The sequence below is a fragment of the Streptomyces sp. NPDC002669 genome (genome assembly GCF_042889165.1).
Classification (GTDB): domain Bacteria; phylum Actinomycetota; class Actinomycetes; order Streptomycetales; family Streptomycetaceae; genus Streptomyces.
Window position 1 is genome coordinate 139744 of sequence record NZ_JBIAQQ010000023.1, and the last position, 25372, is coordinate 165115.

Annotated in this window: 21 protein-coding genes and 1 rRNA gene; 4 read left to right on the forward strand and 18 right to left on the reverse strand. The window is 73.2% G+C overall.

What is annotated here, in order from left to right:
* Window positions 1-250 precede the first annotated feature (250 nt).
* The 6 genes from ACFYW1_RS29065 to ACFYW1_RS29090 form a co-directional block, all read right to left on the reverse strand.
* Window positions 251-841 (reverse strand): hypothetical protein, encoded by a 591-nt coding sequence (locus tag ACFYW1_RS29065; protein WP_388999571.1) that lies wholly within the window; start codon window positions 839-841, stop codon window positions 251-253.
* The gene (locus ACFYW1_RS29070) at window positions 838-1956 is read right to left on the reverse strand and encodes a ParA family protein (RefSeq protein ID WP_148833898.1); all 1119 of its coding nucleotides are present in this window, start codon (window positions 1954-1956) and stop codon (window positions 838-840) included. The genes ACFYW1_RS29065 and ACFYW1_RS29070 overlap by 4 nt, the downstream gene beginning before the upstream one ends.
* A gap of 402 nt (window positions 1957-2358) precedes the next feature.
* Window positions 2359-3474, reverse strand: a complete 1116-nt coding sequence (gene ald, locus ACFYW1_RS29075) for an alanine dehydrogenase (RefSeq protein ID WP_388999574.1) — start codon at window positions 3472-3474, stop codon at window positions 2359-2361.
* Between the two features lie 143 nt (window positions 3475-3617).
* Window positions 3618-5681, reverse strand: a complete 2064-nt coding sequence (locus ACFYW1_RS29080) for a tetratricopeptide repeat protein (protein ID WP_388999514.1) — start codon at window positions 5679-5681, stop codon at window positions 3618-3620.
* A 237-nt stretch (window positions 5682-5918) separates the two neighbouring features.
* Complete coding sequence (locus ACFYW1_RS29085; protein WP_388999517.1) at window positions 5919-6545, reverse strand: NUDIX domain-containing protein; 627 nt, start codon at window positions 6543-6545, stop codon at window positions 5919-5921.
* 89 nt (window positions 6546-6634) lie between these two features.
* On the reverse strand, window positions 6635-8296 hold the full coding sequence (locus ACFYW1_RS29090) for a CTP synthase (RefSeq protein WP_388999521.1): 1662 nt from the start codon (window positions 8294-8296) through the stop codon (window positions 6635-6637).
* A 379-nt stretch (window positions 8297-8675) separates the two neighbouring features.
* Here ACFYW1_RS29090 and ACFYW1_RS29095 point away from each other — a divergent pair, with 379 nt between their 5' ends.
* Window positions 8676-10502, forward strand: coding sequence for a glycoside hydrolase family 15 protein (locus ACFYW1_RS29095; RefSeq protein ID WP_388999524.1), 1827 nt, complete (start codon window positions 8676-8678; stop codon window positions 10500-10502).
* Between the two features lie 146 nt (window positions 10503-10648).
* Here ACFYW1_RS29095 and ACFYW1_RS29100 read toward each other — a convergent pair whose 3' ends face one another.
* Entirely contained in the window at window positions 10649-11527 is an 879-nt protein-coding gene (locus ACFYW1_RS29100; RefSeq protein ID WP_388999527.1) for a sulfurtransferase, read from the reverse strand.
* A gap of 206 nt (window positions 11528-11733) precedes the next feature.
* Here ACFYW1_RS29100 and ACFYW1_RS29105 point away from each other — a divergent pair, with 206 nt between their 5' ends.
* Complete coding sequence (locus tag ACFYW1_RS29105; protein ID WP_388999530.1) at window positions 11734-13359, forward strand: PucR family transcriptional regulator; 1626 nt, start codon at window positions 11734-11736, stop codon at window positions 13357-13359.
* Window positions 13360-13367: 8 nt separating this feature from the next.
* Here the strand turns inward: ACFYW1_RS29105 and ACFYW1_RS29110 are convergent, their stop codons facing one another.
* From ACFYW1_RS29110 to ACFYW1_RS29135, 6 genes are all read right to left on the reverse strand, one after another.
* A complete protein-coding gene (locus ACFYW1_RS29110; protein WP_388999533.1) occupies window positions 13368-14468 on the reverse strand; it encodes a glycosyltransferase family 4 protein in 1101 nt (366 codons plus the stop codon).
* 208 nt (window positions 14469-14676) lie between these two features.
* Window positions 14677-15438 carry a hypothetical protein gene (locus ACFYW1_RS29115; protein WP_388999536.1) on the reverse strand — a complete coding sequence of 254 codons (762 nt, stop codon included), beginning with the start codon at window positions 15436-15438 and terminating at the stop codon, window positions 14677-14679.
* A gap of 94 nt (window positions 15439-15532) precedes the next feature.
* Window positions 15533-17260, reverse strand: coding sequence for a DNA repair protein RecN (gene recN / locus ACFYW1_RS29120; protein ID WP_388999578.1), 1728 nt, complete (start codon window positions 17258-17260; stop codon window positions 15533-15535).
* Between the two features lie 126 nt (window positions 17261-17386).
* The gene (locus tag ACFYW1_RS29125) at window positions 17387-18292 is read right to left on the reverse strand and encodes an NAD kinase (RefSeq protein ID WP_148833917.1); all 906 of its coding nucleotides are present in this window, start codon (window positions 18290-18292) and stop codon (window positions 17387-17389) included.
* A 17-nt stretch (window positions 18293-18309) separates the two neighbouring features.
* Window positions 18310-19125 carry a TlyA family RNA methyltransferase gene (locus tag ACFYW1_RS29130; RefSeq protein WP_388999540.1) on the reverse strand — a complete coding sequence of 272 codons (816 nt, stop codon included), beginning with the start codon at window positions 19123-19125 and terminating at the stop codon, window positions 18310-18312.
* A gap of 7 nt (window positions 19126-19132) precedes the next feature.
* A complete protein-coding gene (locus ACFYW1_RS29135; RefSeq protein WP_388999543.1) occupies window positions 19133-19465 on the reverse strand; it encodes a hypothetical protein in 333 nt (110 codons plus the stop codon).
* 42 nt (window positions 19466-19507) lie between these two features.
* Between ACFYW1_RS29135 and ACFYW1_RS29140 the strand changes: the two genes are divergently transcribed.
* A complete protein-coding gene (locus ACFYW1_RS29140) occupies window positions 19508-19855 on the forward strand; it encodes an SCP2 sterol-binding domain-containing protein (protein WP_148833921.1) in 348 nt (115 codons plus the stop codon).
* Window positions 19856-19909: 54 nt separating this feature from the next.
* Here the strand turns inward: ACFYW1_RS29140 and ACFYW1_RS29145 are convergent, their stop codons facing one another.
* Together ACFYW1_RS29145 and ACFYW1_RS29150 are read right to left on the reverse strand one after the other, a co-directional pair.
* Window positions 19910-20734, reverse strand: coding sequence for an ABC transporter ATP-binding protein (locus ACFYW1_RS29145; protein WP_388999547.1), 825 nt, complete (start codon window positions 20732-20734; stop codon window positions 19910-19912).
* A gap of 246 nt (window positions 20735-20980) precedes the next feature.
* Complete coding sequence (locus tag ACFYW1_RS29150; protein ID WP_388999550.1) at window positions 20981-22009, reverse strand: HAD hydrolase-like protein; 1029 nt, start codon at window positions 22007-22009, stop codon at window positions 20981-20983.
* An 84-nt stretch (window positions 22010-22093) separates the two neighbouring features.
* On the opposite strand from ACFYW1_RS29150, the gene ACFYW1_RS29155 reads away from it, so the two are divergent.
* Complete coding sequence (locus ACFYW1_RS29155) at window positions 22094-23371, forward strand: DUF1015 domain-containing protein (RefSeq protein ID WP_388999553.1); 1278 nt, start codon at window positions 22094-22096, stop codon at window positions 23369-23371.
* Between the two features lie 57 nt (window positions 23372-23428).
* Here ACFYW1_RS29155 and ACFYW1_RS29160 read toward each other — a convergent pair whose 3' ends face one another.
* From ACFYW1_RS29160 to rrf, 3 genes are all read right to left on the reverse strand, one after another.
* Complete coding sequence (locus tag ACFYW1_RS29160) at window positions 23429-24196, reverse strand: tetratricopeptide repeat protein (protein WP_388999556.1); 768 nt, start codon at window positions 24194-24196, stop codon at window positions 23429-23431.
* On the reverse strand, window positions 24196-24942 hold the full coding sequence (locus ACFYW1_RS29165; protein ID WP_388999581.1) for a hypothetical protein: 747 nt from the start codon (window positions 24940-24942) through the stop codon (window positions 24196-24198). Before ACFYW1_RS29165 ends, ACFYW1_RS29160 begins: the two co-directional genes overlap by 1 nt.
* A gap of 339 nt (window positions 24943-25281) precedes the next feature.
* Window positions 25282-25372, reverse strand: a 5S ribosomal RNA gene (gene rrf, locus ACFYW1_RS29170); the annotation flags it as partial.

The following is a 25372-nucleotide window of genomic DNA, read 5'->3' on the forward strand; positions in this document are numbered from 1 at the left end:
GACCGCGGCCCAAGGCCCGGGGAAGGAGCGTCGGCGACCGACGGCTCCGCGGGCGCGGGGCGTCGGGATCCCGCTCCCCACCGCCCCGGGACGTACCGGGTTCTGCCCGGCGGTCCCCGGCGGCTCGGCGCGCGGCGTCGGACGCGGCGCGCCGCGGGCCGGGGTCTTCGCGTACGGCCGTGCCGGGACGTTCCCGGCGGCTCGGCGGCGCGTCGTGCGCCTGCCGGGGCCACAGGCCGGTCTCCGCCCGTCAGCGGCCGCGCAGCCGCCGTACGAGGATGCTCGCGTCGCCCCGCGACTCCAGGTCCGCCAGGACCACGGCGACCGCCTCGCGGACGATCCGTCCGCGGTCGACGGCCAGTCCGTGCTCACCGCGCAGCACGAGGCGGGCGTGCTCCAGGTCCATCAGTTCCTCGGCCGAGACGTAGACGGTGATCTTCTCGTCGTGGCGCTCGCGGCCGCTGGGCCTGCGGTTCGCACCGCGGCCGCCGCGCCTGCGCTGCGGCTGGACCGCGGCCGCCGCCTCCTGCGCGGCCGGCGGGGCGGACTGCTGGGGCCTGCGCCCCGCCTGCGCGGCCGCCGCGACCCGGTCGCCCTCGCCGCCGCGGCTGCGCGACTCCCCCGCGTCGGCGTCCGCCGCGGAGTGCTCCTCGCGCGATGCGGCTGCGGTCTCCTCCGCCGTGTCCGTCCCGGTTCCGTCCGCCCCGGGGTCGCTCTCACCGGCGGGGCCCGGCACCCGGGCCTCGCCGCTCGCCTTGCGCCGCCGGTCCCCGGGGGACGAGGCCTGCAGCCCCATCCCCCCGGTGGTACGGAACAGTTCGTCGGCCCCGGGCAGACTCACTCGGCGTGACACCGGGCGAGCACCTCCCTGGCGAGCTGGCGATAGGCGGCGGCACCCACCGAGTTGGAGGCGTACGTGGTGATGGGTTCGCCGGCGACCGTGGTCTCCGGGAAACGCACGGTGCGCCCGATGACCGTGTGGTAGACGTGGTCGTCGAACGCCTCGACGACGCGCGCGAGGACCTCACGGCTGTGCACCGTGCGGGAGTCGTACATGGTGGCGAGGATGCCGTCGAGCTCCAGGTCGGGGTTGAGCCGCTCCTGGACCTTCTCGATGGTCTCGGTGAGCAACGCCACACCGCGCAGCGCGAAGAACTCGCACTCGAGCGGCACTATGACCTTGTGGGCGGCCGTCAGGGCGTTCACCGTGAGCAGGCCCAGCGAGGGCTGACAGTCGATCACGATGTAGTCGTAATCGGCCATCAGCGGCTTCAGGGCGCGCTGCAGCGTGGACTCCCGGGCGACCTCGCTCACCAGCTGCACCTCGGCGGCGGACAGGTCGATGTTGCTGGGCAGCAGGTCCATGTTGGGGACCGCGGTCTTCAGCAGGACCTCGTCGGCCGACATGCCCCGCTCCATGAGCAGGTTGTAGACCGTGAGGTCGAGCTCCATCGGGTTGACGCCGAGCCCGACCGACAGGGCTCCCTGCGGGTCGAAGTCGACGAGCAGGACCCGGCGTCCGTACTCCGCGAGCGCGGCACCCAGGTTGATGGTCGACGTGGTCTTGCCGACGCCGCCCTTCTGGTTGCACATTGCGATGATCTTCGCGGGACCGTGGTCGGTCAGCGGGCCCGGGATCGGGAAGTAGGGCAGGGGCCGACCGGTCGGGCCGATCCGCTCGCGGCGCTGGCGGGCAGCGTCGGGCGCGAGGGTGGCCGCGTATTCCGGGTCGGGCTCGTATTCGGCGTCGGGGTCGTAGAAGTGCCCCTGGGGCACCTCGTCGAAGTCGGCGAAGCGGGCGGTCTCCCGGCCACTCTCGTTGCCGGCCATGGCGTTCACGTGTAGGCCGTCCATCATCTGGGGGGCTGTCGTCATGTGCTGTTGGGTGGAGAAGGCGCGGACAGCGACGGAGCCGACAGCCTCCAGCCCGTTCGGGCTCTGGCCCCGCGCAGGCATCCCTGGTTGTACACCCCCGGGAGTAAATGTCGACTCATTCACAAGTCGTCTTACCTCCTTGGATGTGACCAGGAAACTTATCGATAGGTCAGCGTGGCACCATGCCGACGATTGGCGACTCTATGGCGTGTCACCGCTTCGCAGCAACACAATCCGCCGGACCCGGCCCGATGTGTCGGCAATCGAACACCTCCCTGTCAAGGGCATGCGGCCATCACGGCGCACTTTTAACCGGTGTACGAATCGGTTGAAGAGTTACGTTCGAGACGAGTTGAACGCGCCGCGCACGGGTCCCGACATGCGTCCGGCCGGACCTTGCTCGGCAAGGTCCGGCCGGACGCATGAAGTTGACGGGAGATGGGTCACCTTCCCGCCGCGGCCCCTCGGGCCGCCGGAAGGACGTCAGCCGAGGAGCGAGCTCAGCTCGACGTGCTCCAGGCCGTGCGCCTCGGCCACCTCGCGGTAGACGACCTTGCCGTCATGGGTGTTGAGGCCCTTGGCGAGCGCGGCGTCCCGGCGCAGCGCCTCGGCCCAGCCGCGGTTGGCGAGCTCCACGATGTACGGCAGCGTGGCGTTGGTGAGGGCGTACGTGGAGGTGTTCGGCACCGCGCCCGGCATGTTCGCGACGCAGTAGAAGACCGAGTTGTGGACCTTGAAGGTCGGCTCGGCGTGGGTCGTCGGGTGCGAGTCCTCGAAGCAGCCGCCCTGGTCGATCGCGATGTCGACAAGTACACTTCCGGGCTTCATCTTGGCGACGAGCTCGTTGGTGACCAGCTTCGGGGCCTTCGCGCCGGGGATGAGCACGGCACCGATGACGAGGTCGGCCTCGACGACCGCCTTCTCCAGCTCGAAGGCGTTGGAGACGACCGTCTGCACCTTGGTGCCGAAGATCTTGTCCGCCTCGCGGAGCTTGTTGATGTCCTTGTCGAGCAGCGTGACGTGGAAGCCGAGGCCGACGGCGATCTGGGTGGCGTTCCAGCCGGAGACGCCGCCGCCGATGACGACCGCCCTGCCGGCCGCCGTGCCCGGGACGCCGCCCGGCAGCACGCCGCGGCCGCCGACCGAGCGCATCAGGTGGTAGGCGCCGACCTGCGGGGCCAGCCGGCCCGCGACCTCGGACATCGGGGCGAGCAGCGGGAGCGCGCGGTTCGCGGTCTCGACCGTCTCGTAGGCGATGGCGGTGGTGCCCGACTCCAGCAGCGCGTCGGTGCACTCGCGGGAGGCGGCGAGGTGGAGGTAGGTGAAGAGCGTCTGGTCCTTGCGCAGGCGGTGGTACTCCTCGGCGACCGGCTCCTTGACCTTGAGCAGCAGGTCGGCGGTGGCCCAGACCTCGTCGGCGGTGGGCAGGATCTGCGCCCCCGCGGCCACGTACTCCTCGTCCGTGATGGAGGAGCCGGCCCCGGCGTTCTGCTCGACGACGACCTGGTGGCCGTGGCGGACGAGCTCGTTCACACCGGCAGGCGTGATCGCCACGCGGAACTCGTTGTTCTTGACTTCGCGGGGGATGCCGACCTTCACGTCGATCACGGTCCTTGGCTCAGAGGGTTACCCGGGCATACCCATACATACCCGGATAGACACTACGTAAATGGAGACACCGCGAACGCACGCGGCACAGCCAGTCTAATGAAGGGTTTCGTACTGTCTAGCCTTACAAAGCATTATTTTTCTGTCGCCGTACTACGGATTTCGCAGGTCGAGCCCTTCTGGTCCAGCAATCTGTCGGCCACGCCCCGGTGCAGGCCCGCAGCGGCCGGGTCGCCGAGCCGGTCGAGCGTGTCGGCCAGCCGGAGCTCCAGCGCCGCCTGCAGCCGGACGTCACCGGCCCGCCGGGCCCATTCGACGGCTTCCCGGCAGGTGTGCAGCGACTCGCGCGGCCGGCCCGCGTACTCCTGGACCCGGGCCGCCTCGCTCAGCGCCCGCGCCTGGGCGGGCACGTCACCGAGCCTGCGGTACCCGGCCGCCGCGGCCCGCCAGTTCCGCAGCGCCTCGCCGTACCGTCCGGCGTAGGTGTGGACGGCGCCGAGCCGCCCGTACAGCCGTGCCTCGTCGGTCCGCTCCCCCTGGGTGAGCCGCTGCGCCAGCGCCCGGCCGTACCAGTCGGCGGCCCGCTGGTAGTCGCCCAGCTCGGCGTAGGCGCCGCCCACGGATTCCATCGCGCGGCCGGTGGCGTACGGGTCCTTCGCCTCCCGTCCGGCGTCCAGGGCGGCCCGGTACCGGGCCAGCGCCTCCCGGGTGCGGCCGGTCCCGGCGTCGAGGTCGGCGAGGTTGAGGAGCGCCGCGGCCCGCTCGCGCGGCAGGTCGCGCCGCTCGGCGACGGCCAGCACCAGGCCGTGCAGCCCGTACAGGTCCGGGGCGGCCGCCTCGGTGCCCTGGTGCGCGGCCAGTGCCCGTACCAGGGCGGCGACCAACCGCCTGGCCAGCGTGTCGAGTTCGCCGTCCTCGACGGCCATCGCGGCCGAGGCCAGCAGCGCCGGGCGGCGGGTCCGCAGCCATTCGGCGGCCGCCTCGGGGCTGGGGAAGCGCAGCGACCGCGGCAGCCCGGCGAGCTTGCGGCGGGCCGGGGAGCCCTCCGGGTCGGTGGTCGCCCGGCAGGACTGCAGCAGCCGTACGGTCCGCTCCAGCAGCCGGGCACCGGCGAGCTGGATCTCCGCCGGGCGCTCCCGGGCCTCCAGCAGCGCCCGCAGCAGCGGGGCGAGGCAGCCGGGCAGCTCGTACTGCGGCCGGCCGGCCCCGTTGCTGCGCAGCAGTCCCAGGGCCACGAAGTCGTCGAGGGTCTGCTGGGCGGCCGAGACGGAACAGCCGGCCAGTGCGGAGGCGGTGTGGGCGTCGACGAGTCCGGCGGGGGCCAGGGCGAGCAGGCGCAGTATCCGGGCGGCGGTGGCCGGCAGGAAGTCGTGGACCAGCCGGAAGACCCGGGCCAGCGGGCGGGAGCCGGTGGGCTGGTCGGTGTCCTCCGGCAGCTCGCGCAGCTGTCCGGCGATGTCGGCGACCGATGCCATGGGCTGGGCGGCGAGCAGTCCGGCGGCCATGACCAGGGCGGCCGGCAGCCCGCCGCACTCCTCGGCCAGGCGCTCGGCGGTCCGCGGGTCGACGGTGATCCTGACCTGTCCGATGGTGCGGGCCAGCAGCTTCACGGCGGCGCCCGGGTCCAGACCGCCGATGGTGCAGGGGCGGACGTCGGGAATCCCGGTCAGCGGGCCCTCGGAGGTGGCGACGACCAGGCAGTCCGGGTTGTCGGGCAGCAGCGGGTCCACCTGCTCCGCGTCCGCCGCGTCGTCCAGGAGCAGCAGGACGCGGCGGCCGGCGAGCTCCCGGCGGAGCAGCTCGGAGAGTTCGTCGCCGTCCGCGCCGGGCGGCCCCGTCACCCCCAGCCGGCCGAGCAGTTCGCGGGCGGTGCGCTCGGTGGGGACCGGCATGCCGTCGGGGTCGGTGAGCCTGGCGCGGAGCAGTCCGTCGGGGTGGTTGCCGTCGGCGAGCAGCCCGCGGGCGAGTTCACCGGCGAGCGCGGTGCGTCCGGAGCCGGGGCGTCCGGCGATCAGCAGGACCCGGGCGCGGGCGGCCTTGCGGCCGGCCAGGGTGTCCAGGCCGGTCCGTTCGATGTCGGCCCGCAGCTGCTTCAACTCGCGTTCGCGGCCCAGGAGTCGGGGCGGGGCGGTGCCGGACGGCTCCTCGGTCCCCGCCGCCTCGGCCGGGCCGCTGGTGTCCACCGCCTGATCCGTCACGGGCCACGCTCCACTTCGCTGCACGCGTCGCCCGCCGGGGCTCCGGACAGGGCGTTCCGAGCGTAGTTCAGGCGCGTGGGCGATTTCGGTGGAGCACGGCGCGGAGGTCCCCCGATCGGATCATCATCTTTTCCGATCAAGGGACTTCGACGGCCCGTACGGCGTACCGCCGGGCCCCGGAACGCCCCGGGCCCGCGAGCGGCCCCCGGTGTCCGGGGGCCCACCGACCGCGCCCGGTCAGGCCTCGAACGGGCGGGCCGGCCACGGCGCCTCGGCCGGGCGCAGCGAGTCGATCCCGTCGCCCGCCAGCACCGCCGCGAGCGAGAGGACGCCCACGACGAGGCAGTTGTTGTGCAGCTCCCCCGCGAGCACGCCCCGCACCAGCTCCTGGAGCGGCACCCGGGCCAGCTCCATGTCCGCCTCCTCCTCGGAGACCTCGAAGCGCTCCCCGTCGGCCTCGGAGAGGTTCCGGGCCAGGAAGATCCGCACGGCCTCGTCGCAGCCGCCCGGCGTGGTGTAGACGTCGGTCAGCACCCGCCAGTCCTCGGCCTTGGCGTACGCCTCCTCGTACAGCTCGCGCTGGGCGGCGTGCAGCGGGTTCTCGCCGGGGACGTCGAGCAGTCCGGCCGGGATCTCCCAGAGCTTGTGACGCACCGGGTGGCGGTACTGCCGCAGGACCAGGACCCGGCCCTCCCCGTCGAGCGCGAGCACGGCGACCGACCCCGGGTGGACCTGGTAGTCGCGGCGCACGACCGTGCCGTCCGGCATCACCACTTCATCGGTGCGGACGCTGGTCTTGTTGCCGGTGAAGGGCGTCTCGGTCGCGGTGACCTGCCACTCCTCGGGCGTGTCCTGGAAACCCATCTACGTCCTCCCACGAAAAACAGAAACCGGGGCACGGATCCTCGGTGGATCCGTACCCCGGTCAACGTTAACGCCTGTGCGGCACCGGACTACTTGCCCGAGGACGCGGCGACCTTGCGCGCGACGGCCGCCTTGACCAGGCCCGCGAAGAGCGGGTGCGGGCGGGTCGGGCGGGAGCGGAGCTCCGGGTGGGCCTGGGTGGCGACCAGGTAGGGGTGGATCTCGCGCGGGTACTCGACGTACTCGACGAGCTTGTTGTCCGGGGAGGTGCCGGAGAAGACCAGACCGGCCTTCTTCTCCAGCTCGGCCCGGTAGGCGTTGTTGACCTCGTAGCGGTGGCGGTGGCGCTCCTCCACGTACGGCTGGTCGTCGTACGCCTCGCGGACCAGCGAGCCCTCGGCGAGCTTCGCCGGGTACAGCCCGAGCCGCATGGTGCCGCCCAGGTCGCCCGCGCCCTCGACGTACGCCAGCTGCTCCTCCATCGTCGAGATGACGGGGTGCGCGGTGGCGGCGTCGAACTCGGTGGAGTTGGCGTCGGGGATCTCGGCCAGGTTGCGCGCGGCCTCGATCACGATGCACTGGAGCCCCAGGCAGAGGCCGAGCAGCGGCACCTTGTTCTCGCGGGCGTACTGGATGGCGCCGATCTTGCCGTTGACGCCGCGGTCGCCGAAGCCGCCGGGGACGCAGATCGCGTCGACGTCACCGAGCTGCTTCGCGGCGCCCGCCGGAGTCTTGCAGTCGTCCGAGGCGACCCACTTGACCTTGACCCGGGCCTTGTTGGCGAAGCCGCCGGCCCGGATGGCCTCGGTGACCGAGAGATAGGCGTCGGGCAGGTCGATGTACTTGCCGACGAGCGCCACGGTGATCTCGTGGTCGGGGTTGTGGACCCGGTCCAGCAGGTCGTCCCACGTCGTCCAGTCGACGTCGCGGAACGGCAGGTCGAGCTTGCGCACGACGTAGGCGTCCAGGCCCTCCGTGTGCAGCACCTTCGGGATGTCGTAGATCGACTTGGCGTCGATGGCGGCGACCACGGCGGCCTCGTCGACGTCGCACATCAGCGAGATCTTGCGCTTGATGGACAGCGGCACCTCGCGGTCGGCGCGCAGCACGATGGCGTCGGGCTGGATACCGATGTTGCGCAGCGCGGCGACGGAGTGCTGGGTCGGCTTGGTCTTGAGCTCGCCGGACGGGCCGATGTAGGGCAGCAGCGAGATGTGCACGACGAAGACGTTGTCCCGGCCGACCTCGTGGCGAACCTGGCGGACGGTCTCCAGGAACGGCAGCGACTCGATGTCGCCGACCGTGCCGCCGACCTCGGTGATCACGACGTCGACGTCGTCGGTGGCCATCCGGCGGATGCGGTGCTTGATCTCGTTGGTGATGTGCGGGATGACCTGCACGGTGTCACCGAGGTACTCGCCGCGCCGCTCCTTGGCGATCACCTGGGAGTAGACCTGGCCGGTGGTGACGTTGGCGGAGCCGTCGAGGTCGACGTCGAGGAAGCGCTCGTAGTGGCCGATGTCCAGGTCGGTCTCGGCACCGTCGTTGGTGACGAACACCTCACCGTGCTGGAACGGGTTCATCGTGCCCGGGTCGACGTTCAGGTACGGGTCGAGCTTCTGCATGGTGACCCGGAGGCCACGCGCCTTGAGCAGGGCACCGAGGCTGGAGGCAGTCAGACCCTTGCCGAGGGAAGAGGCGACACCCCCGGTGACGAAGATGTGCTTGGTCGTCGTGGATGTGGGCTGCATAGCCAAAGGGGGCTCCCGTGGTCGCGATCGTGAGGTGCGTACCGGCGTTCTCGTCCGGAGACTCCGGAGGTGCCGTCGCTGCGGTTCGGGGGCCTCGTCTGCGGTTGCGGACGACCACCGGTCCACGGGCTACCAGGGTATCAGCGCGGAGGGGAGACCGCTTCCGGCGACGTCCCGACCCTCCACCTCGCATGATCACCGCGAGTGTCCGCACACACACCCGTTCGGGTCGGACCGGTTGTCAAGACCGTCGCGCAGATCATCGGAGTGCGTCGTATCCTGCTCGGACACTTGCCCCGGGTGAGGTGACACGTTCGCAGGTTCCCACCACACGCCTTGCGACGACCTCTTGACCCGCAGTAATGCCCTACGGGGCGACATGGCCGTTCGACTGGAGACGCACGTGGCCGGGCGCATCGAGGATTACGCACTCATCGGAGACATGCAGACCGCCGCCCTGGTCTGCCGGGACGGCACAGTGGACTGGCTGTGCCTTCCCCGCTTCGATTCGCACGCCGTCTTCGCGGGACTGCTGGGTACCGAGGAGCACGGCTTCTGGCGCCTGGGTCCCGCGCGGGCGGACGGCACCGAACCGCAGGCCGCGGACCGCCGCCGCTATCGCGGTGATTCCCTCATCCTGGAATCGGAGTGGGACACGCCCCGCGGAACGGTCCGGGTGACCGACTTCATGCCGCCGCGCGACGGCGCGCCGCAGGTGATCCGGATCGTGGAGGGGATCAGCGGCCGGGTGCCGATGCGCTCCGAGCTGCGGATGCGGTTCAGCTACGGACGGGTCACCCCCTGGGTGCACAAGGTCGACGGCCGCACGGTCGCCGTCGCGGGCCCGGACTCCGTCTGGCTGGACACCGCCGCCGACACCTACGGCGAGAACCTGACGACGTACTCCGACTTCACGGTCGCGCCGGGCGACCGGATCGCGTTCACGATCAGCTGGCAGCTCTCGCACCGCGAGCCGCCGGGCCTGCCGGACCCGGAGGGTTCGCTGGACGCGACCGCGGACTTCTGGCGCGAGTGGGTCGAACAGTGCACGTACCACGGGCCCTACCGGGAGGCCGTGGTCCGTTCCCTGATCACCCTCAAGGCGCTGACGTACGCGCCGACCGGCGGCATCGTCGCCGCGCCGACCACCTCGCTGCCGGAGGACATCGGCGGGTCCCGCAACTGGGACTACCGCTACACCTGGCTGCGCGACGCCGCGATCACCCTCTCCTCGCTGCTGCGCACCGGCTACCGGGAGGAGGCCCGCGCCTGGCGCGAGTGGCTGCTGCGGGCGGTCGCGGGCGATCCGGAGAACCTGCAGATCATGTACGGGATCGCGGGCGAGCGCGAGCTGGGCGAGGCCGAGCTGGACTGGCTGCCCGGCTACGAGAACTCGGCCCCGGTCCGGGTCGGCAACGGCGCGGCGGGCCAGCTCCAGCTGGACGTGTACGGCGAGGTCACCGAGGCGCTCCACCTCGCCCACATGACCGGGCTGACCCGCAACGACTACGCGACCGGCCTCCAGCTCAAACTGATCGAGTACCTGGAGAAGCACTGGGACGAGCCGGACGAGGGCATCTGGGAGGTGCGCGGCCCGCGCCGCCACTTCGTCCACTCGAAGGTGATGGCCTGGGTCGCCGTCGACCGCACCATCAAGCTGATCGAGTCCGGGGACGCGGAGGGCCCGCTGGAGCGGTTGCGGGAGCTGCGCGACGAGATCCACCGGGACGTCTGCGAACGGGGCTACGACCCGGAGCGCAACACCTTCACCCAGTCCTACGGCTCGCGGGAGCTGGACGCCTCCCTGCTCCTGATCCCGCAGATGGGCTTCCTGCCGCCGGACGACAAGCGCGTGATCGGCACGATCGAGGCGATCCAGCGCGAGTTGTCCACCGAGGACGGCTTCGTGCTGCGCTACCCCACCGCGGGCGAGGACGCGGGCGTCGACGGCCTGGAGGGCGACGAGGGCGCGTTCCTGGCCTGCTCGTTCTGGCTGGCGGACGACCTGGCGATGATCGGCCGGGTCGACGAGGCGCGCCAGCTCTTCGAACGGCTGCTGGCCCTGCGCAACGACCTGGGCCTGCTCGCGGAGGAGTGGGACCCCCGGCTCCAGCGCCAGGTGGGCAACTTCCCCCAGGCGTTCAGCCACGTGCCGCTGATCGACACCGCGCTGCGGCTGACGGCGAGCGGGGCGTACGCCGGTTGAACCGGCGGTGACCGCCCGTACCGTCCCCTGTCCGGCCGGCCCCGGTGACGTTTACCGCGCGGCCGGCGGGGCGGGGGCCGGCCGTGCGGTCACCGGTCCGCGGGGCGGGTCTCGATGAGCGGCGGGTCCCGCCCGAGGAAGTTCCCTCAGTGCGGCGGGGCGACGGCCGTCCCGGTCACGACGGGGCGCTTCGACGGCAGCCCCCATTCGCTCCAGGACCCGTCGTACACGGCCGTGTCGTCGTAGCCCGCCAGCACGGCGCCGAGCGCCACGACGCACGCGGTGACGCCCGATCCACAGCTGAACAGCAGTCGCTCGCGCTCTCCGACGAGGGCGCTGAACATCGCGCGCAGTTCGTCCGCCGGGCGCATCAGGCCGTCGCGCCGGACCTCGTCGAAGGGCAGGTTGACCGCGCCCGGCATGTGCCCGGCGCGCAGTCCCGGCCGGGGCTCGGCGACCGTACCGGCGAACCGTTCCCGGGAACGGGCGTCGAGGACGGCCGCTCCGGGGTCGGACAGGGCCGCCGCCACCTCGGCGCCGTCGACGAACAGCTCCGGGCGCGGCCGGGCGGTGAAGTCGCCGCGGGCCACCGCGGGGCCGGATCGCGCGTCCTCCACCGGCAGTCCGGCGTCCGTCCAGGCGGGCAGACCGCCGTCGAGCACCGCGGCCCGGTCGAAGCCCATCGCGCGCAGCATCCACCAGGCGCGGGCGCTGGAGTAGATGCCCGCGCAGTCGTAGACGACGACGGTGTCGGTGTCGTGCACGCCCAGGGAGCGCAGTTCCTCGGTGAACCGGTCGGGGGCGGGCATCGTGTGGGGCAGGGGCCCGTCGTGGTCGGACAGCGCCCCGTCGATGTCGAAGGTCCTCGCGCCCGGGATCCGCAGCCGCGCCCCCCGGTGCGCGCCCACGGAGGCGTCGAGGACCACCAGGCCCGGCCGGTTCAGCCGCGGCCCCAGCCAGTCGGCTCCGACCAGCGGGCCGAAGGGTCCCGGCCCGCTGGTGCCCGCCGGTACGTCGTCGCCCACGTCTGCTCCTGGTCCGGGTCCCGATACGAGGGCCGCCCGGCCGGAACCGGGCGGCGGTCACAAGATCGCAGCGGTCCCCGCCCCTGTCAACAGCCTCCCCGGCCCCTCCCGTCCCCCGGCCATCCCCTCTGCCGTCCGGAACCGGGTACCTTCCTGAGCAGGGCGATCGCCCGTCCGATCCGAGTGGAAGCGCGAGGCCAGAGGCAGTGGAGACGCAAGGCGGAATCACCGTGCAGCGGGCCCTGGAGCTGCCGGGGCTGCGCAGCGGGCTCCCGGAGGTGGTGGCCGGCGCGGACCGGCTGAGCCGTACGGTGCGCTGGGTGCACGCGGGCGAGGTCCCCAACATCGCCTCGCTGCTCAAGGGCGGCGAGCTGCTGCTGACCACCGGTCTGGGGCTCGGCACCCGCCCCGCCGAGCAGCGGGCCTTCGTCCGCAGGCTCGCCGACCGCAAGATCGCCGCCCTGGTGGTCGAGCTCGGGCCGCGCTTCAGCAGGCTGCCCGCGTCGATAGTGGACGCCGCCCGCGCCGCGGGGCTGCCGCTGGTGCAGCTGCACCGCGAGGTGCCGTTCGTGACGGTGACCGAGGAGATCCACACCGAGATCGTCAACGGCCACTACGCCCTGCTGCGGCAGGCCGAGGACGTGCACCGCCGGTGCACGGAGGCGCTCCTCGGCGGTGGCGGGGTGCCCCAGGTGCTGGGCATCCTGGCGGACTTCACCGCCAACCCGGTCTTCCTGGAGACGGCGGACGGCCAGCTGCTGTACGCGGCGGGCCCGGGGTCCGGCACGGTCGGCGCCGATCCGCTCCAGGTGTGGGAGGGGATGCGCGGCGACCGGGCGGCCCGGGAGGCCCCGCCCACCGGTTCGGTGCTGGTGGACGTGCCGGGCGGCGGCCCCGGGACGGGTTCGGTACGGGCCCGGCTGGTGCTGCTGGCGGTGTCCGGGCCGTTGGTCACCGTGCATCGGATGGCGGCGGAGCGGGCGGCGGGGATCCTGGCCGTCGTGCTGATGCAGGCCCGGCAGGAGGAGGAGCTCGCGGCCCGCGGCCGGGGCGACTTCCTCACGGATCTCGCCGAGGGCCGGATCACCCCGGAGGACGCCCCGGCGCAGGCCCGCGTCCTGGGTTTCAAGCCGGGCGGCATACCGCTGCTGCCGGTCGTGATGCGGCTGGCGCCCGAGCTGTCCGTGTCGGGGAACTGGGCGTTGCTGGCGCGGGCGGTGCTGGAGGAGCTCGCGTCGGTGGGGGTACCGGTGCTGCTCGGTGTGCGCCCCGTGGAGGGCCGGGTGCCGGTGCTGCTCGGGCTGCGGTCCGAGACGGAGCGCACGGCGGTGGCGGACCGGGTCGCGGCGGCGCTGCGGGCGGGGGTGGAGCGGGCCGGTCTGGAGCGCGCCGGGTCGCATCCGCCGGTCGTGGTGGTGGGGGTGGCGGGCGGCTGGGCGGCGGCCGGCGCGGGGCTGCGGCACGCGGCGGAGACGGCGACGGCCGCGCACGGGCTCGGCGACCGGCCCTGGTACGACGCCCGGCGCCTCGACATCGACCTGCTGCTGTGGCGGTTGCGGGACCACCCGGACCTGGCGGCGTTCGTGGACCGGGCGATCGGTCCGCTGCGCGACCACGACCGCACCTCGCGTCCCCCGCTGCTGCCGACGCTGGAGACGTACCTGGCCCACGCGGGCCGCAAGGCGGAGACCGCGCGGGAGCTGCATCTGAACCGTCAGACCCTGTACAACCGGCTGGCCCGGATCGGTGAGCTGCTCGGCACCGATCTGGACGATCCGCAGGCGGTCCTGGCCCTGAGCCTGGCCCTGCGGGCCCGCCGCCACACCCCGTAGGGCCGGGCTCAGCGCCCCCGCGTCGCCAGCGGCTGGGTCAACTCGTCGTAGATGCTGAGCACTTGGGCGATGGTGTCGTCCTCGGTGGGCCAGGTCGCGGCCTGTACCGGCCCCGCCGCGGCCAGTTGCTCGCGCCGGTGCGGGTCGCAGAGCAGTCCGGACACCGCCCGCGCGAGCGCCTCGGGGTTCTCGCACGGTACGAGTTCCGCGGCGTCGCCGACGAGTTCGGGCACCCCGCCGACCGCGGTGGCGACCAGCGGCACACCGAGCCGCAGCGCCTCCTGGGCCAGCACCGAACGCGCCTCCCAGCTGCTGGACAGCACGGCCAGGTCGGCCATGGCCAGGAGCCCGGTGGGGTCCTCGTGATCGCCGACGATCCGGACGGACAGTTCCTCGTTCCTGATCCGGCGTTGCAGGGCGGCCCGCTCCCGCCCCTCGCCCGCGATGACCAGCAGCGGCGCGGGGTCGAGGTCGCACCACATCCGTGCGGCGTCGAGCAGGGTGCCGTACCCGTGATGCGGTACGAGGCTCCCGTACGACACGATCAACGGCCGCTCGACCACGCCGAGTTCGGCCCTCGCCTTGCCGGCCTCGTCGGGGTCCGGGGCGGGCCGGCGGGGTACGGGGGCGGAGACGGGGGCGAGCCTGGCGTCGCGCGCGCCCCGGCTCCGCGCCCGGTCGACCAGTTCCGACGTCGTACCGAGCACGACCGCGGCCGCGCGGGCGGCCCTTCGTTCCATCAGGCGCAGCAGTCGGGCGCGGGCGCCCTCGGCGAGGGCGCGGGCGTGCCAGGTGACGACCAGGGGGATGTCCAGGCCGCCGAGTGCGAGGGAGGCGCGCACGGCGGCGTGCAGGCCGTGCGCGTGGACCACGTCCGCCGTCGCGCAGGCGGCGCGCAGGGCGGCGACGGCGGCGGGATCGCTGCGTCGCGGCACGGGGGCGAAGAGGGCTCCCGTGCCGGAGTAGTCGTGGGCGCGGTCCAGTTCGGCGGGGGCGCAGACGGTGACGTGCACGCCCCTCGCCATCAGTCCCGCGGTCAGCGAACCGACGTGGGCGCTGCTGCCCGCGCTGCCGCCGCCCAGGACTTGGACCGTACGCAGCTGTGACACGTTGAATGGCTCCCGGGGGTCCCGAGTCGGCGGTGATTGCACCGCCAAGGATGCCAGTCCGTACGCACGTTCCGGCACGGTCGGGGCGCCGTTCCTGCCCACATCGCAACAACGGCACACGCCCTATCACCCTCACGGGTGAGAAAACGGCGCGCTATTGACCAGCTGTCAGGAAAGCGGGCCCCTCCGACGGGAGAAAACCCCTCTGTCAGCGCTCCGGCAGCGTCCGGGCGAGCCGGCTGATCCGGTCCCCGTGCACCGCCGCCACGACGAGCCCGGCCGCGTGGAGAACGAGCCCGGCCCGGCCCCCGGCCGCGACGACCGCGACCCCGAGAGCCGCCCCCAGGGCGTGGGCCCCGGCGTCCCCCATCATGGTCCGCTCCCCCAGGTCCTCGGCGACGAGCGCCGCCACGGCCCCCAGCGGTGCGGCGGTGAGCCCGCCGCGGCCCAGCCCCGGCGCGCCGAGGGCGAGCACGGTCGTGGCGGCGGCCGCGGGCCGCACGTCCATCAGGTTGACGAGGTGCGCGCCCCCGGCGATCACGACCGCGGCGAGCACCCGGTCGACGGGCCGTTCCCGGAGCAGCGCACCGGCCGCGAGCCCGGCCGCCCCGATCCCGAGGAGCTTCACCGCGCCGCCGGTCAGCTCGCCGTCGCGCAGCGCGCCCAGGTGGGCTCGGAAGCCGCGGCGCGGATCGCCCGCCCCCGCGAAGTCGTCGTACGCGCCGCAGCCGCCGGCCGCCAGCACGGCGAGCACGGCGGCACACCGGGTACGGGCCGGCAGGGGCAGCACCGCCGCTCCGGCCGCGGTACCGAGCACCGCGGCGGGTCCGGCGTACAGATCGACGGTCCGGCCCGCGTGGTTGACGCGCTGCCAGCGCCCGCGCGGCCGGGCCCGCAACGCCCGGTACACGCCCGTCGCGACGGCCGCCGAGACCGCGCCGGACACGGCCCCGCCGAATGTCACTCCCATGCGCGCCAGGCTACGCGGGGCGCCGCCGGGCACGACCGACGCGTACCCGGCACCGGCAGAACTCCGTGCGGGTGAAACTCCGCACGGAGGTGCCTCAGCCCTCCACCCGTGCCGCGGCCAGCAGTTCCTCCGCGTGGGCCCGCGCCGTCTGGGAGTCCTCCTGGCCCGCGAGCATCCGCGACAGCTCCCGCACCCGGTCCTCGCCCTCCAGGACCGTGACCCCGCTGCTGGTCACCGCCCCGTCGACGGTCTTCTCCACCAGCAGCTGCCGGTCCGCGAACGCCGCCACCTGCGGCAGGTGCGTGACGACGACGACCTGCGCGGACCTGGCGAGCTTGGCCAGCCGCCGCCCGACCTCGACCGCGGCCTTGCCGCCGACCCCCGCGTCGACCTCGTCGAAGAGATACGTGGGCACGGGGTCGGCGCCCGCGAAGACCACCTCGACGGCCAGCATCACCCGGGACAGCTCACCGCCCGAGGCCCCCTTGGCGATCGGCCGCGGCTGGGCCCCCGGGTGCGGGGCCAGCAGCAGTTCGACCTCGTCGGCGCCGGACGGCCCGTAGACCACGCTCCGGCCGTCGATCTCGATGCCGGACGCCTCGTCGGGCGCCTCGGTCTGCCGGATGGCGAAGGAGACCCGGGCGTGCGGCATGGCGAGCGAGGCCAGCTCCGCGGTCACGGCCTCGGCGAAGAGCTCCGCGGCCCGGTTGCGCGCGTCGGTCAACGACTGCCCCAGGACGGAGAGTTCGGCGCGCAGCGCGTCCCGCTCCGCCGTCAGCTCGCCGATGCGGTCGTCGTCGCCCTCCAGCTCGGTGAGCCGGGCGGCGCCCTCCCGGGCCCAGGCGAGCACCGCGGTGATGTCCTCGCCGTACTTCCGGGTGAGCGCGGTGAGCGCGGCGCGGCGCTCCTCGACCGCGGCGAGCCGCAACGGGTCCGCGTCCAACTGATCGGCGTACCCGGCCAGTTCGCCCGCCACGTCGGAGAGCAGGATCGAGATCTCGCCGATCCGGTCGGCGAGCGCCGCCAGCGCCGGGTCGTGGTTGCGCACCGCCTCCAGGGACCGGCCCGCCGCCGCGACCACGGTCGTCGCGTCGATGCCCTCGGGGTCCTCGGGGTTGCCCGCGAGCGCGGTGTGCGCGAGGGACGCCGCGGAGGCGAGCGCCTCGGCGTGGCCGAGCCGTTCCGCCTCGGCCGCCAGGTCGGCGTCCTCGCCGGCCAGGGGCTCGACCGCGGCGATCTCGTTCAGCCCGAAGCGCAGCAGATCCGCCTCCTGGGCGCGTTCCCGGGCCCGGGTGGTCAGCTCGTCGAGCTCGGTGGCAACGGCCCGCAGCCGCCGGTACGCCGCGGCGTACTCGGCGTGCGGCACGGCGACGCCGTCGCCCGCGTACCGGTCGAGCGCCTGCCGCTGCCTGGCCGGCTTGAGCAGCCCCTGCTGGTCGGTCTGGCCGTGCACCGCGACGAGTTCGTCGGCGAGTTCGGAGAGCACCCCGACCGGCACGGACCGGCCGCCGAGATGCGCCCGGGAGCGCCCCTCCGCGGAAACCGTGCGGCTGATCAGCAGCGCGCCGTCCTCGATCTCGGCCCCGGCCTCCTCGGCCCGCAGGGCGACGGCGTCGCCGTCGGACACCGTGATCCGGCCCTCGACGACGGCGGCCTTGGCCCCGATCCGTACCAGGGCCGGGTCGGCGCGCCCGCCGAGCAGCAGCCCCAGACTGGTGACGACCATGGTCTTGCCCGCGCCGGTCTCACCCGTCACCGCGGTGAAGCCGGGTGACAGCTCCACCACCGCGTCGTCGATGACTCCGAGCGACCGTATCCGCATCTCCTCCAACACGGAGACGACCTTACGAGGTCCGGGCCCCGATGTGCGACGGACCCCGCCTCCCTGCCCTCACTCTCCCGTGTGTACACGAAGGATTCGCAACACCTCCGGGGGAATGTCCGTCGCTCAGTGCGGTGCGCCCCGCCACCCCGAGACCGGCAGGGCGAACTTCGCGACCAGCCGGTCCGTGAACGAGGCGTGGTGCAGCCGGGCGAGCCGTACGGGCACCGCGCCGCGGCGCACCTCGACCCGCGCCCCGGCGGGCAGCTCCACGGTCCTGCGCCCGTCGCACCAGAGCACCCCGTGCGGGGTGTGCTGCTGGACCTCGACGGCCAGCACCGAGGTGGGCGAGGTCACCAGCGGCTTGGCGAACAGCGCGTGGGCGCTGATCGGCACCATCAGCAGCGCCTCGACCTCGGGCCACACCACGGGGCCGCCCGCCGAGAAGGCGTAGGCGGTCGATCCGGTCGGGGTGGCGCAGACGATCCCGTCGCAGCCGAACCCGGTCACGGGGCGGCCGTCGATCTCCAGGACGACCTCCAGCATCCGCTCGGGCGACACCTTCTGCACGGCCGCCTCGTTGAGCGCCCAGTCGGTGTGGACGACGTCGCCGTTGCTGTGCACGAGGACGTCGAGGGTCATGCGTTCCTCGACCTGGTAGGCCCGGGTGACGACCCGGTCGACGACCTTGTCCAGGTCGTCCCGCTCGGCCTCGGCGAGGAAGCCGACCCGGCCGAGGTTGACGCCGAGCATCGGCACCCCGGACGCGCGGGAGAACTCGGCGCCGCGCAGCAGCGTCCCGTCCCCGCCGAGCACGATCAGCAGTTCGCAGCCGTCCACGGCCCTGGGGGTGGTGTCCGTGACCGTCTCGACGGCCGGTGGCAGCGGCAGATCGGCCGCCTCGGTGGCCAGCACCCGCACGCCCAGGCCGTTGCGCAGCAGTCCCTGTACGACCAGTTCGGCACTGCGGATCGCGGCCGGGCGGCCGGTGTGTGCCAGAAGAAAAACGGTTCGTGCCGTGTTCGTCGTCATTCGTGCCGCATTCGTCGTCAACGAGGCCCCTCCGCCACTGCACGGTCGACATCCGCGGGATCCAGTTCAGGTGCTCCGGCCCGCAGCCAGAGAAAGTACTCGACGTTCCCCGACGGGCCCGGCAACGGGCTCGCCGTCACTCCCCGCACCCCGAGGCCCAGCTCCCAGGCCCGGCGCGCCACTTCCCGTACCGCCTCGGCCCGCAGTTCGGGACTGCGCACCACACCGCCGCTGCCGAGCCGTTCCTTGCCGACCTCGAACTGCGGCTTGACCATGAGGACCAGGTCCGCGTCGGGGGCGGCGCAGCGCGCCAGGGCGGGCAGGACCAGGCCCAGCGGGATGAACGACAGGTCGCCGACCACCAGGTCCACCGGCTGCCCGTCGATCGCCTCCAGCGTCAACTCCCGTACGTTGGTACGGTCCTTGACAGTGACGCGGTCGTCGGACTGGAGCGACCAGGCCAGCTGCCCGTAGCCGACGTCCACGGCCACGACATGACCGGCACCGGCCCGCAGGAGCACGTCGGTGAAGCCTCCGGTCGAGGCCCCGGCGTCCAGGGCCCGCCGCCCCTCGACCGCCAGCCCGAGGGGCACGAAGGCGGCGAGGGCGCCCGCCAGCTTGTGCCCGCCGCGCGAGACGTACTCGGGGTCGCTGTCGTCCTTGATGACGACGACGGCCGCGCTGGTCTCGACCTGGGTGGCGGGTTTGGTCGCGGTGTTCCCGCCGACGGTCACCCGCCCGGCGGCGATCAACTGGCTCGCGTGCTCGCGCGAGCGCGCGAGCTTTCGGCGTACCAGTTCGGCGTCGAGACGGCGACGTGCCACTCCTGCCACGTTCGGTTCAGCTCCTGTGGTCGTACGGGGGGACCGGCGCGAGCACGGGCCCGGCGTCCAGCGCGGTCAGCGTTTCGCGCAGTCCGCGGTGTACATCCTCGTACACCTCGACGTGTCCCTCCGTCGGGAGGTGGTCCGCGTCGGCGAGACGCTCCAGGCCGGCGTCCACCCCGGCGTCGCCGGTGGCGGTGCGCGGGACGCCGAGGGGGGCGGGCGCGGCCAAGTCGAGCGGCGCCCCCGCGCCGTCGGGGACCGGGTCCTCGCCGGACGGACCCCGCACCATGCCCCCGGACGCCGTCGGCACTGCGGTCGTCCCCTGTTCCGGCATCGAGTCGCTCATGCGGAAACGCTACCGCGAAGGGCTGGGGTACCGTCGTTCACGATGGCGACCATGGCTGAGTGCCGCAGCGCGCTCGACAGACTTTCCGACAACCTCGCGGGTGCCGACGGCGACGTGCGCGCCGCGGCGGCCCTCGACCGTTCGCTGAGCTGTCACATCAAGGACCTCGACGTCACGTTCACCGGCCGGCTGGCCGATGGCCGGATCCAGGTCCTGGACACGGTGGACGGTCCGCCCCGGGAGAAGGCCGAGATCCGGCTCGCGATGACCGGGGACGACCTGGTGGCGATGGTGGACGGCGACCTGAACTTCGCCAGGGCCTGGGGCTCGGGCCGGGTCCGGCTGGAAGCCGGCTTCCGGGACCTGCTGAAGCTCAGATCACTGCTGTAGTGGCGCACCGCTGCGATCCGGCGGGGCGGGGCCGGGAAGGGCCCGTACGCGGGCTCAGCCCCTGGCGACCGCCCCGGCCGCCTCCACCCCGCCGCGCGGCCTGCGCGCGGCGGGCACGACCAGCGGGGTCCCGGTCTCCGGATCGTCGATGACCTGGCACCGCAGCCCGAAGACCCGTTCCACCAGCTCCGCGGTGACGACCTCGCCCGGCGCCCCCTCGGCGACCACCTCGCCGTCGCGCATCGCGACGAGGTGAGTGGCGTACCGCGCGGCGTGGTTCAGGTCGTGCAGCACGGCCACCAGGGTGCGCCCCTGCGTCTCGTGCAGCTCCGCGCAGAGGTCGAGGACGTCGATCTGGTGCTGGATGTCGAGGTACGTCGTCGGCTCGTCGAGCAGCAGCAGGGGCGTCTGCTGGGCGAGCGCCATGGCGATCCACACCCGCTGCCGCTGCCCGCCGGACAGTTCGTCGACATGGCGGTCCGCCAGCGTGTCGACCCCCGTCGCCGCCATCGATTCCCCGACGACACGTTCGTCGTCCGGCGACCACTGGCGCAGCAGCCCCTGGTGCGGGTACCGGCCCCGCCCGACGAGGTCGGCGACGGTGATGCCGTCCGGCGCGATGGAGGACTGCGGCAGCAGCCCCAGCGTCCTGGCGACCTTCTTCGCCGGCATCGAGTGGATCGCCTGCCCGTCCAGGAGCACCCGCCCGCTCTCCGGCTTCAGCATCCGGGCCAGCGCCCGCAACAGGGTCGACTTGCCGCAGGCGTTGGGGCCGACGATCACCGTGAACGAGTTGTCGGGTATCTCGACCGACAGGTTCTCCGCGATGACCCGCCGGTCGTAGCCGAGGGTCACCGAGTCCGCGGTGAGGCGCTGCATGGTCGTACTCCCGGAGTCGGAGGCGGGCGGGTGCGAGGGGACTTCCTTCGCCCCCGGACGGAGGCCGGGCCGGACCCGGTTCCGCCTGTTCGGTGGGTCGCCGTCCGGACGGCGACCCACCGAACAAGGCAAAGTTAGGTTAGCCTACCCTCTGCCGAATCCAGACTCCGGACCGGCCCGCCGCCGTGCCCCGGGCCCCGCCGCGTTCGGGCTCCGGGCCGGCCCGCGCCCGATCCCGGTCTCCCGTCACAGCCCCAGCCGCGAGACCGCCTTGCCCGCGTCCAGTCCGCACGAGCCGTCCCCGGCGTGCGACCAGGCCGCCCCGCAGAGCGCCCGCAGCCCGTCGAGCGCGTCCCCGTCTCCCTCCAGCACCAGTTCGTCCCCGCGCGCCGACGCCGTCCAGTCCCCGCACACGAAGCCGCGGCCGGTCTCCGTCACTTCGGGCTGCCCGGTGAGCAGCCCCCGCAGGTCCGCGTCCACGTAGGTGGGGCGGTGCCTCGGCCCGGCGGCCACCAACTGCGCCGCGTCCGTCACCCCGGTGAGCACCAGCAGGGAGTCCACACCTCCGTTGAAGGCGCCCTCGATGTCCGTGTCCAGCCGGTCCCCGACCACCAGCGGGCGCTCGGCCCCGGTCCGCAGCACCGTCTCCCGGTGCATCGGCGGCAGCGGCTTCCCGGCGACCTGCGGTTCGGCCCCGGTGGCGATCCGTACGACCTCCACCGCCGCCCCGTTGCCCGGCGCGATGCCCCTGGCACCCGGAATCGTCAGGTCGGTGTTGGACGCGAACCACACCGCCCCGCGCGCGATCGCGTACGCGGCCTCGGCGAACCGCCCCCAGGCCATGTCCGGCCCGCCGTACCCCTGCGCCACCGCGACCGGTTCGTCGTCCGCGTACTCCACCGGCACCAGGCCCCGCTCCCGCAGCGCGACCCGCAGCCCCTCGCCGCCCACCACCAACACCCTGGACCCGGCGGGCAGTTGGTCGGCCATCAGCCGGGCCACCGCCTGCGCCGAGGTGATCACGTCGGTGGGTTCGGCCGGAATGCCCAGCTCGGTGAGGTGCTCGGCCACCGCCGCCGGGGTCCGCAGGGCGTTGTTGGTCACGTACGCCAGGTGCATCCCGCCGTCCCTCGCCGTGCCCAACGAGTCGACGGCGTGGACGATCGCCCGCCCGCCCGCGTACACCACTCCGTCGAGATCGAGCAGCGCCGTGTCGTACGCCTCGTACAACGCGGTGCTGCTCCCCTTCGGTGCGTTCCTGCTCACCTGACTCATCCGTCGCGCTCCTCGCTCCATGCTTCCGTCCGATCATCGCTCATCGCCCGTCGCTCACCGGAGCCGCCCGCATACGATGCAGAAATGAACACACCAAGTCCGGCCGACCAGGGGCTGCGCCTGATCCCGTTCCGTGGACTGCGATACGTCCCCGAACAGGTCGGCAGCCTCTCCGCGGTGACCTCACCGCCGTACGACGTCGTCGTTCGACCCGACGGGCTGCACCACTTGGAATCGGCGGATCCGCACAACATCGTCCGGCTGATCCTGCCCCAGGCCGACACCGCCGCCGCCCGCCACAAGCAGGCGGCCGAGACCCTGAACCGCTGGCTGTCCGAGGGTGTCCTCGCGCCCGACGCCGAGCCGGCCCTGTACGTCTACGAGCAGCGCGACGCGGAGATCCTGCAACGCGGCATCGTGGGCGCCCTCGAACTCTCCGCCCCCGCCGACGGCATCGTCCTGCCGCACGAGGACGTGATGTCCCATGTCGTCGAGGACCGGGCCGACCTGATGCGCACGACGGCCGCCCACCTCGAACCGCTGCTGCTCACCTATCGCAGCGACGACGGCGGTCCGGGCGCGACCGCCGTCATCGAGCGGACCGTGAACCGCCCCCCGCTCCTCGCCACCACCACCGAGGACGGCTTCCGCCACCGTCTCTGGGCGATCACCGATCCCGACGACCGGGCCGAGATCGACACCGACCTGGCACGGCACCAGGCCCTGATCGCCGACGGCCACCACCGCTGGGCCACGTATCTGCGGCTGCAGCAGGAGCACACCGGTCACGGCCCCTGGGACTTCGGCCTGGTCCTCCTGGTCGACACCGCCCGCTACCCGCTCCGGGTGCGCGCCATCCACCGGCTGCTGCGCCGCCTCCCGGTCGCCGACGCGCTCGCGGCGCTGGACGGCCTCTTCCGCGTCCGGCCCCTGGACGTGCCGCTCCCGCAGGCCCTGGAGGCGCTCGCGGAGGCCGCCGCGGAAGGCAACGCGTTCCTGCTCGCGGGCGACGGCGGGTTCCATCTCGTCGACCGCCCGGACGCCGCCCTGCTGGCCCGCACGGTGCCCGCCGACCGTCCGGCCGCCTGGCGGACCCTGGACGCGACGGTCCTGCACTCGGCCCTGCTCGACCAGGTCTGGCGCATCCCCGACGCCCCGGAGCACATCGCGTACATCCACGACACCGCGGCCGCCGTCGAACAGGCCGAACGCCTCGGCGCGACAGCGGTCCTGATGCATCCGGTACGGGAGGAAGTCGTCCGCGACCTCGCCCGGCAGGGCGTCACGATGCCCCGCAAGTCGACCTCCTTCGGCCCCAAGCCGGCCACCGGCCTCGTCCTGCGCAGCCTCGACCTCGGCTGACCCGCACCAACGACGGAGGGCGGCACCCCTTCCCGGGATGCCGCCCTCCGTCATGCCTCACGCCTGGGACGTGCCGTTCTCGTCCTCGGTCCCGGCCTTGTCGGCCGCACCGTCCGTGACGTCGGGCTTGCCGGTGTCCTCGTCCGCCTCATCGGCGTCCGCGTCCGCGTCGGCCGGGACGACGGTGTCGTCCTCGCCCTCGTCGTCACCGAGGGCGTCGACGAACTCGACGCCGTCCAGCTCCGCGAGCCGGTCCGAGGCATCCGTGGAACCGTCCTTGTCCGCCTCCAGCGCCTTGCCGAACCACTCGCGCGCCTCGTCCTCACGCCCTGCGGCCAGCAGCGCGTCGGCGTACGCGTAGCGCAGCCGCGCCGTCCACGGGTGCACGGCGCTCGACGCGAGTTCGGGGCTCTGCAGGGTGACGATGGCGGCGTCGAGCTGCCCCATGTCCCGGCGGGCCCCGGCCGCCACCAGCCGCATCTCGACCTGACCGGCCTTGTCGAGCTTCTGCACCTCGGGCTCGCCGGCCATGGCCATCGCCCGCTCGGGCCGCCCGAGTCCGCGCTCGCAGTCGGCCATGACGGGCCAGAGCTCCACGGAACCGGTCATCCGCTTCGCCGCCCGGAACTCCGCCAGCGCCTCGGAGTACTTCTGCGTCGCGTACGCGGCGAACCCGGCCGCCTCACGCACGGCGGCGACCCTGGAGGCCAGCCGCAGCGCGATCCGCGAGTACGCGTACGCCTGCTCGGGGTCCTCGTCGATCAGCCGGGCCACCATGACGAGGTTCCTGGAGACGTCCTCGGCCAGGGTCTTCGGCAGGCTCATCAGCTCCTGCCGCACGTCCTTGTCGATCTCGTCGCCGGTGACGTCCTCGGGGATCGGGAGCCGCTTGATGGGCTCGCGGTCCCGGTCGTCCCGCCGCTCGTACCCACCGCGGTCGTCACGCCCCCGGTAGCCGCCCCGGCCACCACGGTCGTCCCGCTGCCCGCGGTAACCCCCGCCCCGGCTGTCATCACGCCGGGGCCCACGGTCGCGGTCGTCGCGGCGGAAGCCGCCGCCGCGGTTGTCGTCGTCACGGCGCGGCCCACGCGGCCGGTCATCACGACGCTCGAACCCACGACCACCACGGTCGTCATCACGGCGCGGACCACGGAACCCACCACGGTCATCGTCCCGACGCGGACCACGGTCCCGGTCACGGTCGTCACGACGGAACCCGCCACCACGGTTGTCATCACGCCGGTCATCCCGACGGAACCCACCGCCACGGTTGTCGTCACGCCGGTCATCCCGACGGGGCCCACCGCCGTAGCCACCCCGGCTGTCGTCGCGGCGGAAGCCGCCACCGCGGTTGTCATCATCACGGCGCGGCCCACGCGGCCGGTCATCACGACGCTCGAACCCACGACCACCACGATCGTCATCACGGCGCGGACCACGGAACCCACCACGGTCATCGTCCCGACGCGGACCACGGAACCCACCACGGTCGTCATCACGGCGCGGACCACGGTCCCGGTCACGGTCGTCACGACGGAACCCGCCACCGCGGTTGTCGTCACGCCGGTCATCCCGACGGAACCCACCGCCGTAGCCACCCCGGCTGTCATCACGACGGGGCCCGCGATCCCGGTCATCACGCCGGAAGCCGCCACCGCGGTTGTCATCCCTACGGGGCCCGCCGGCCCGGTCGTCACGGCGACCGTTGAAGCCGCCCCGGTCACCACCGTCCCGGCGACGCGGCTCGCGCTCCGAACGATCGTCGGGAGAGTTGGTGGACATCGGCGTGACTCCTGTCATCGGGTACTACAAGACATTCTGGCGCAGTCGGACATCCAACGCGCTCCGGAAAAACAAAAAGGACCCTTGGTCCCAGCGTGAACGCTGGGACCAAGGGTCCTTCAAAGATTGTTCGGCGGCGTCCTACTCTCCCACAGGGTCCCCCCTGCAGTACCATCGGCGCTGAAAGGCTTAGCTTCCGGGTTCGGAATGTAACCGGGC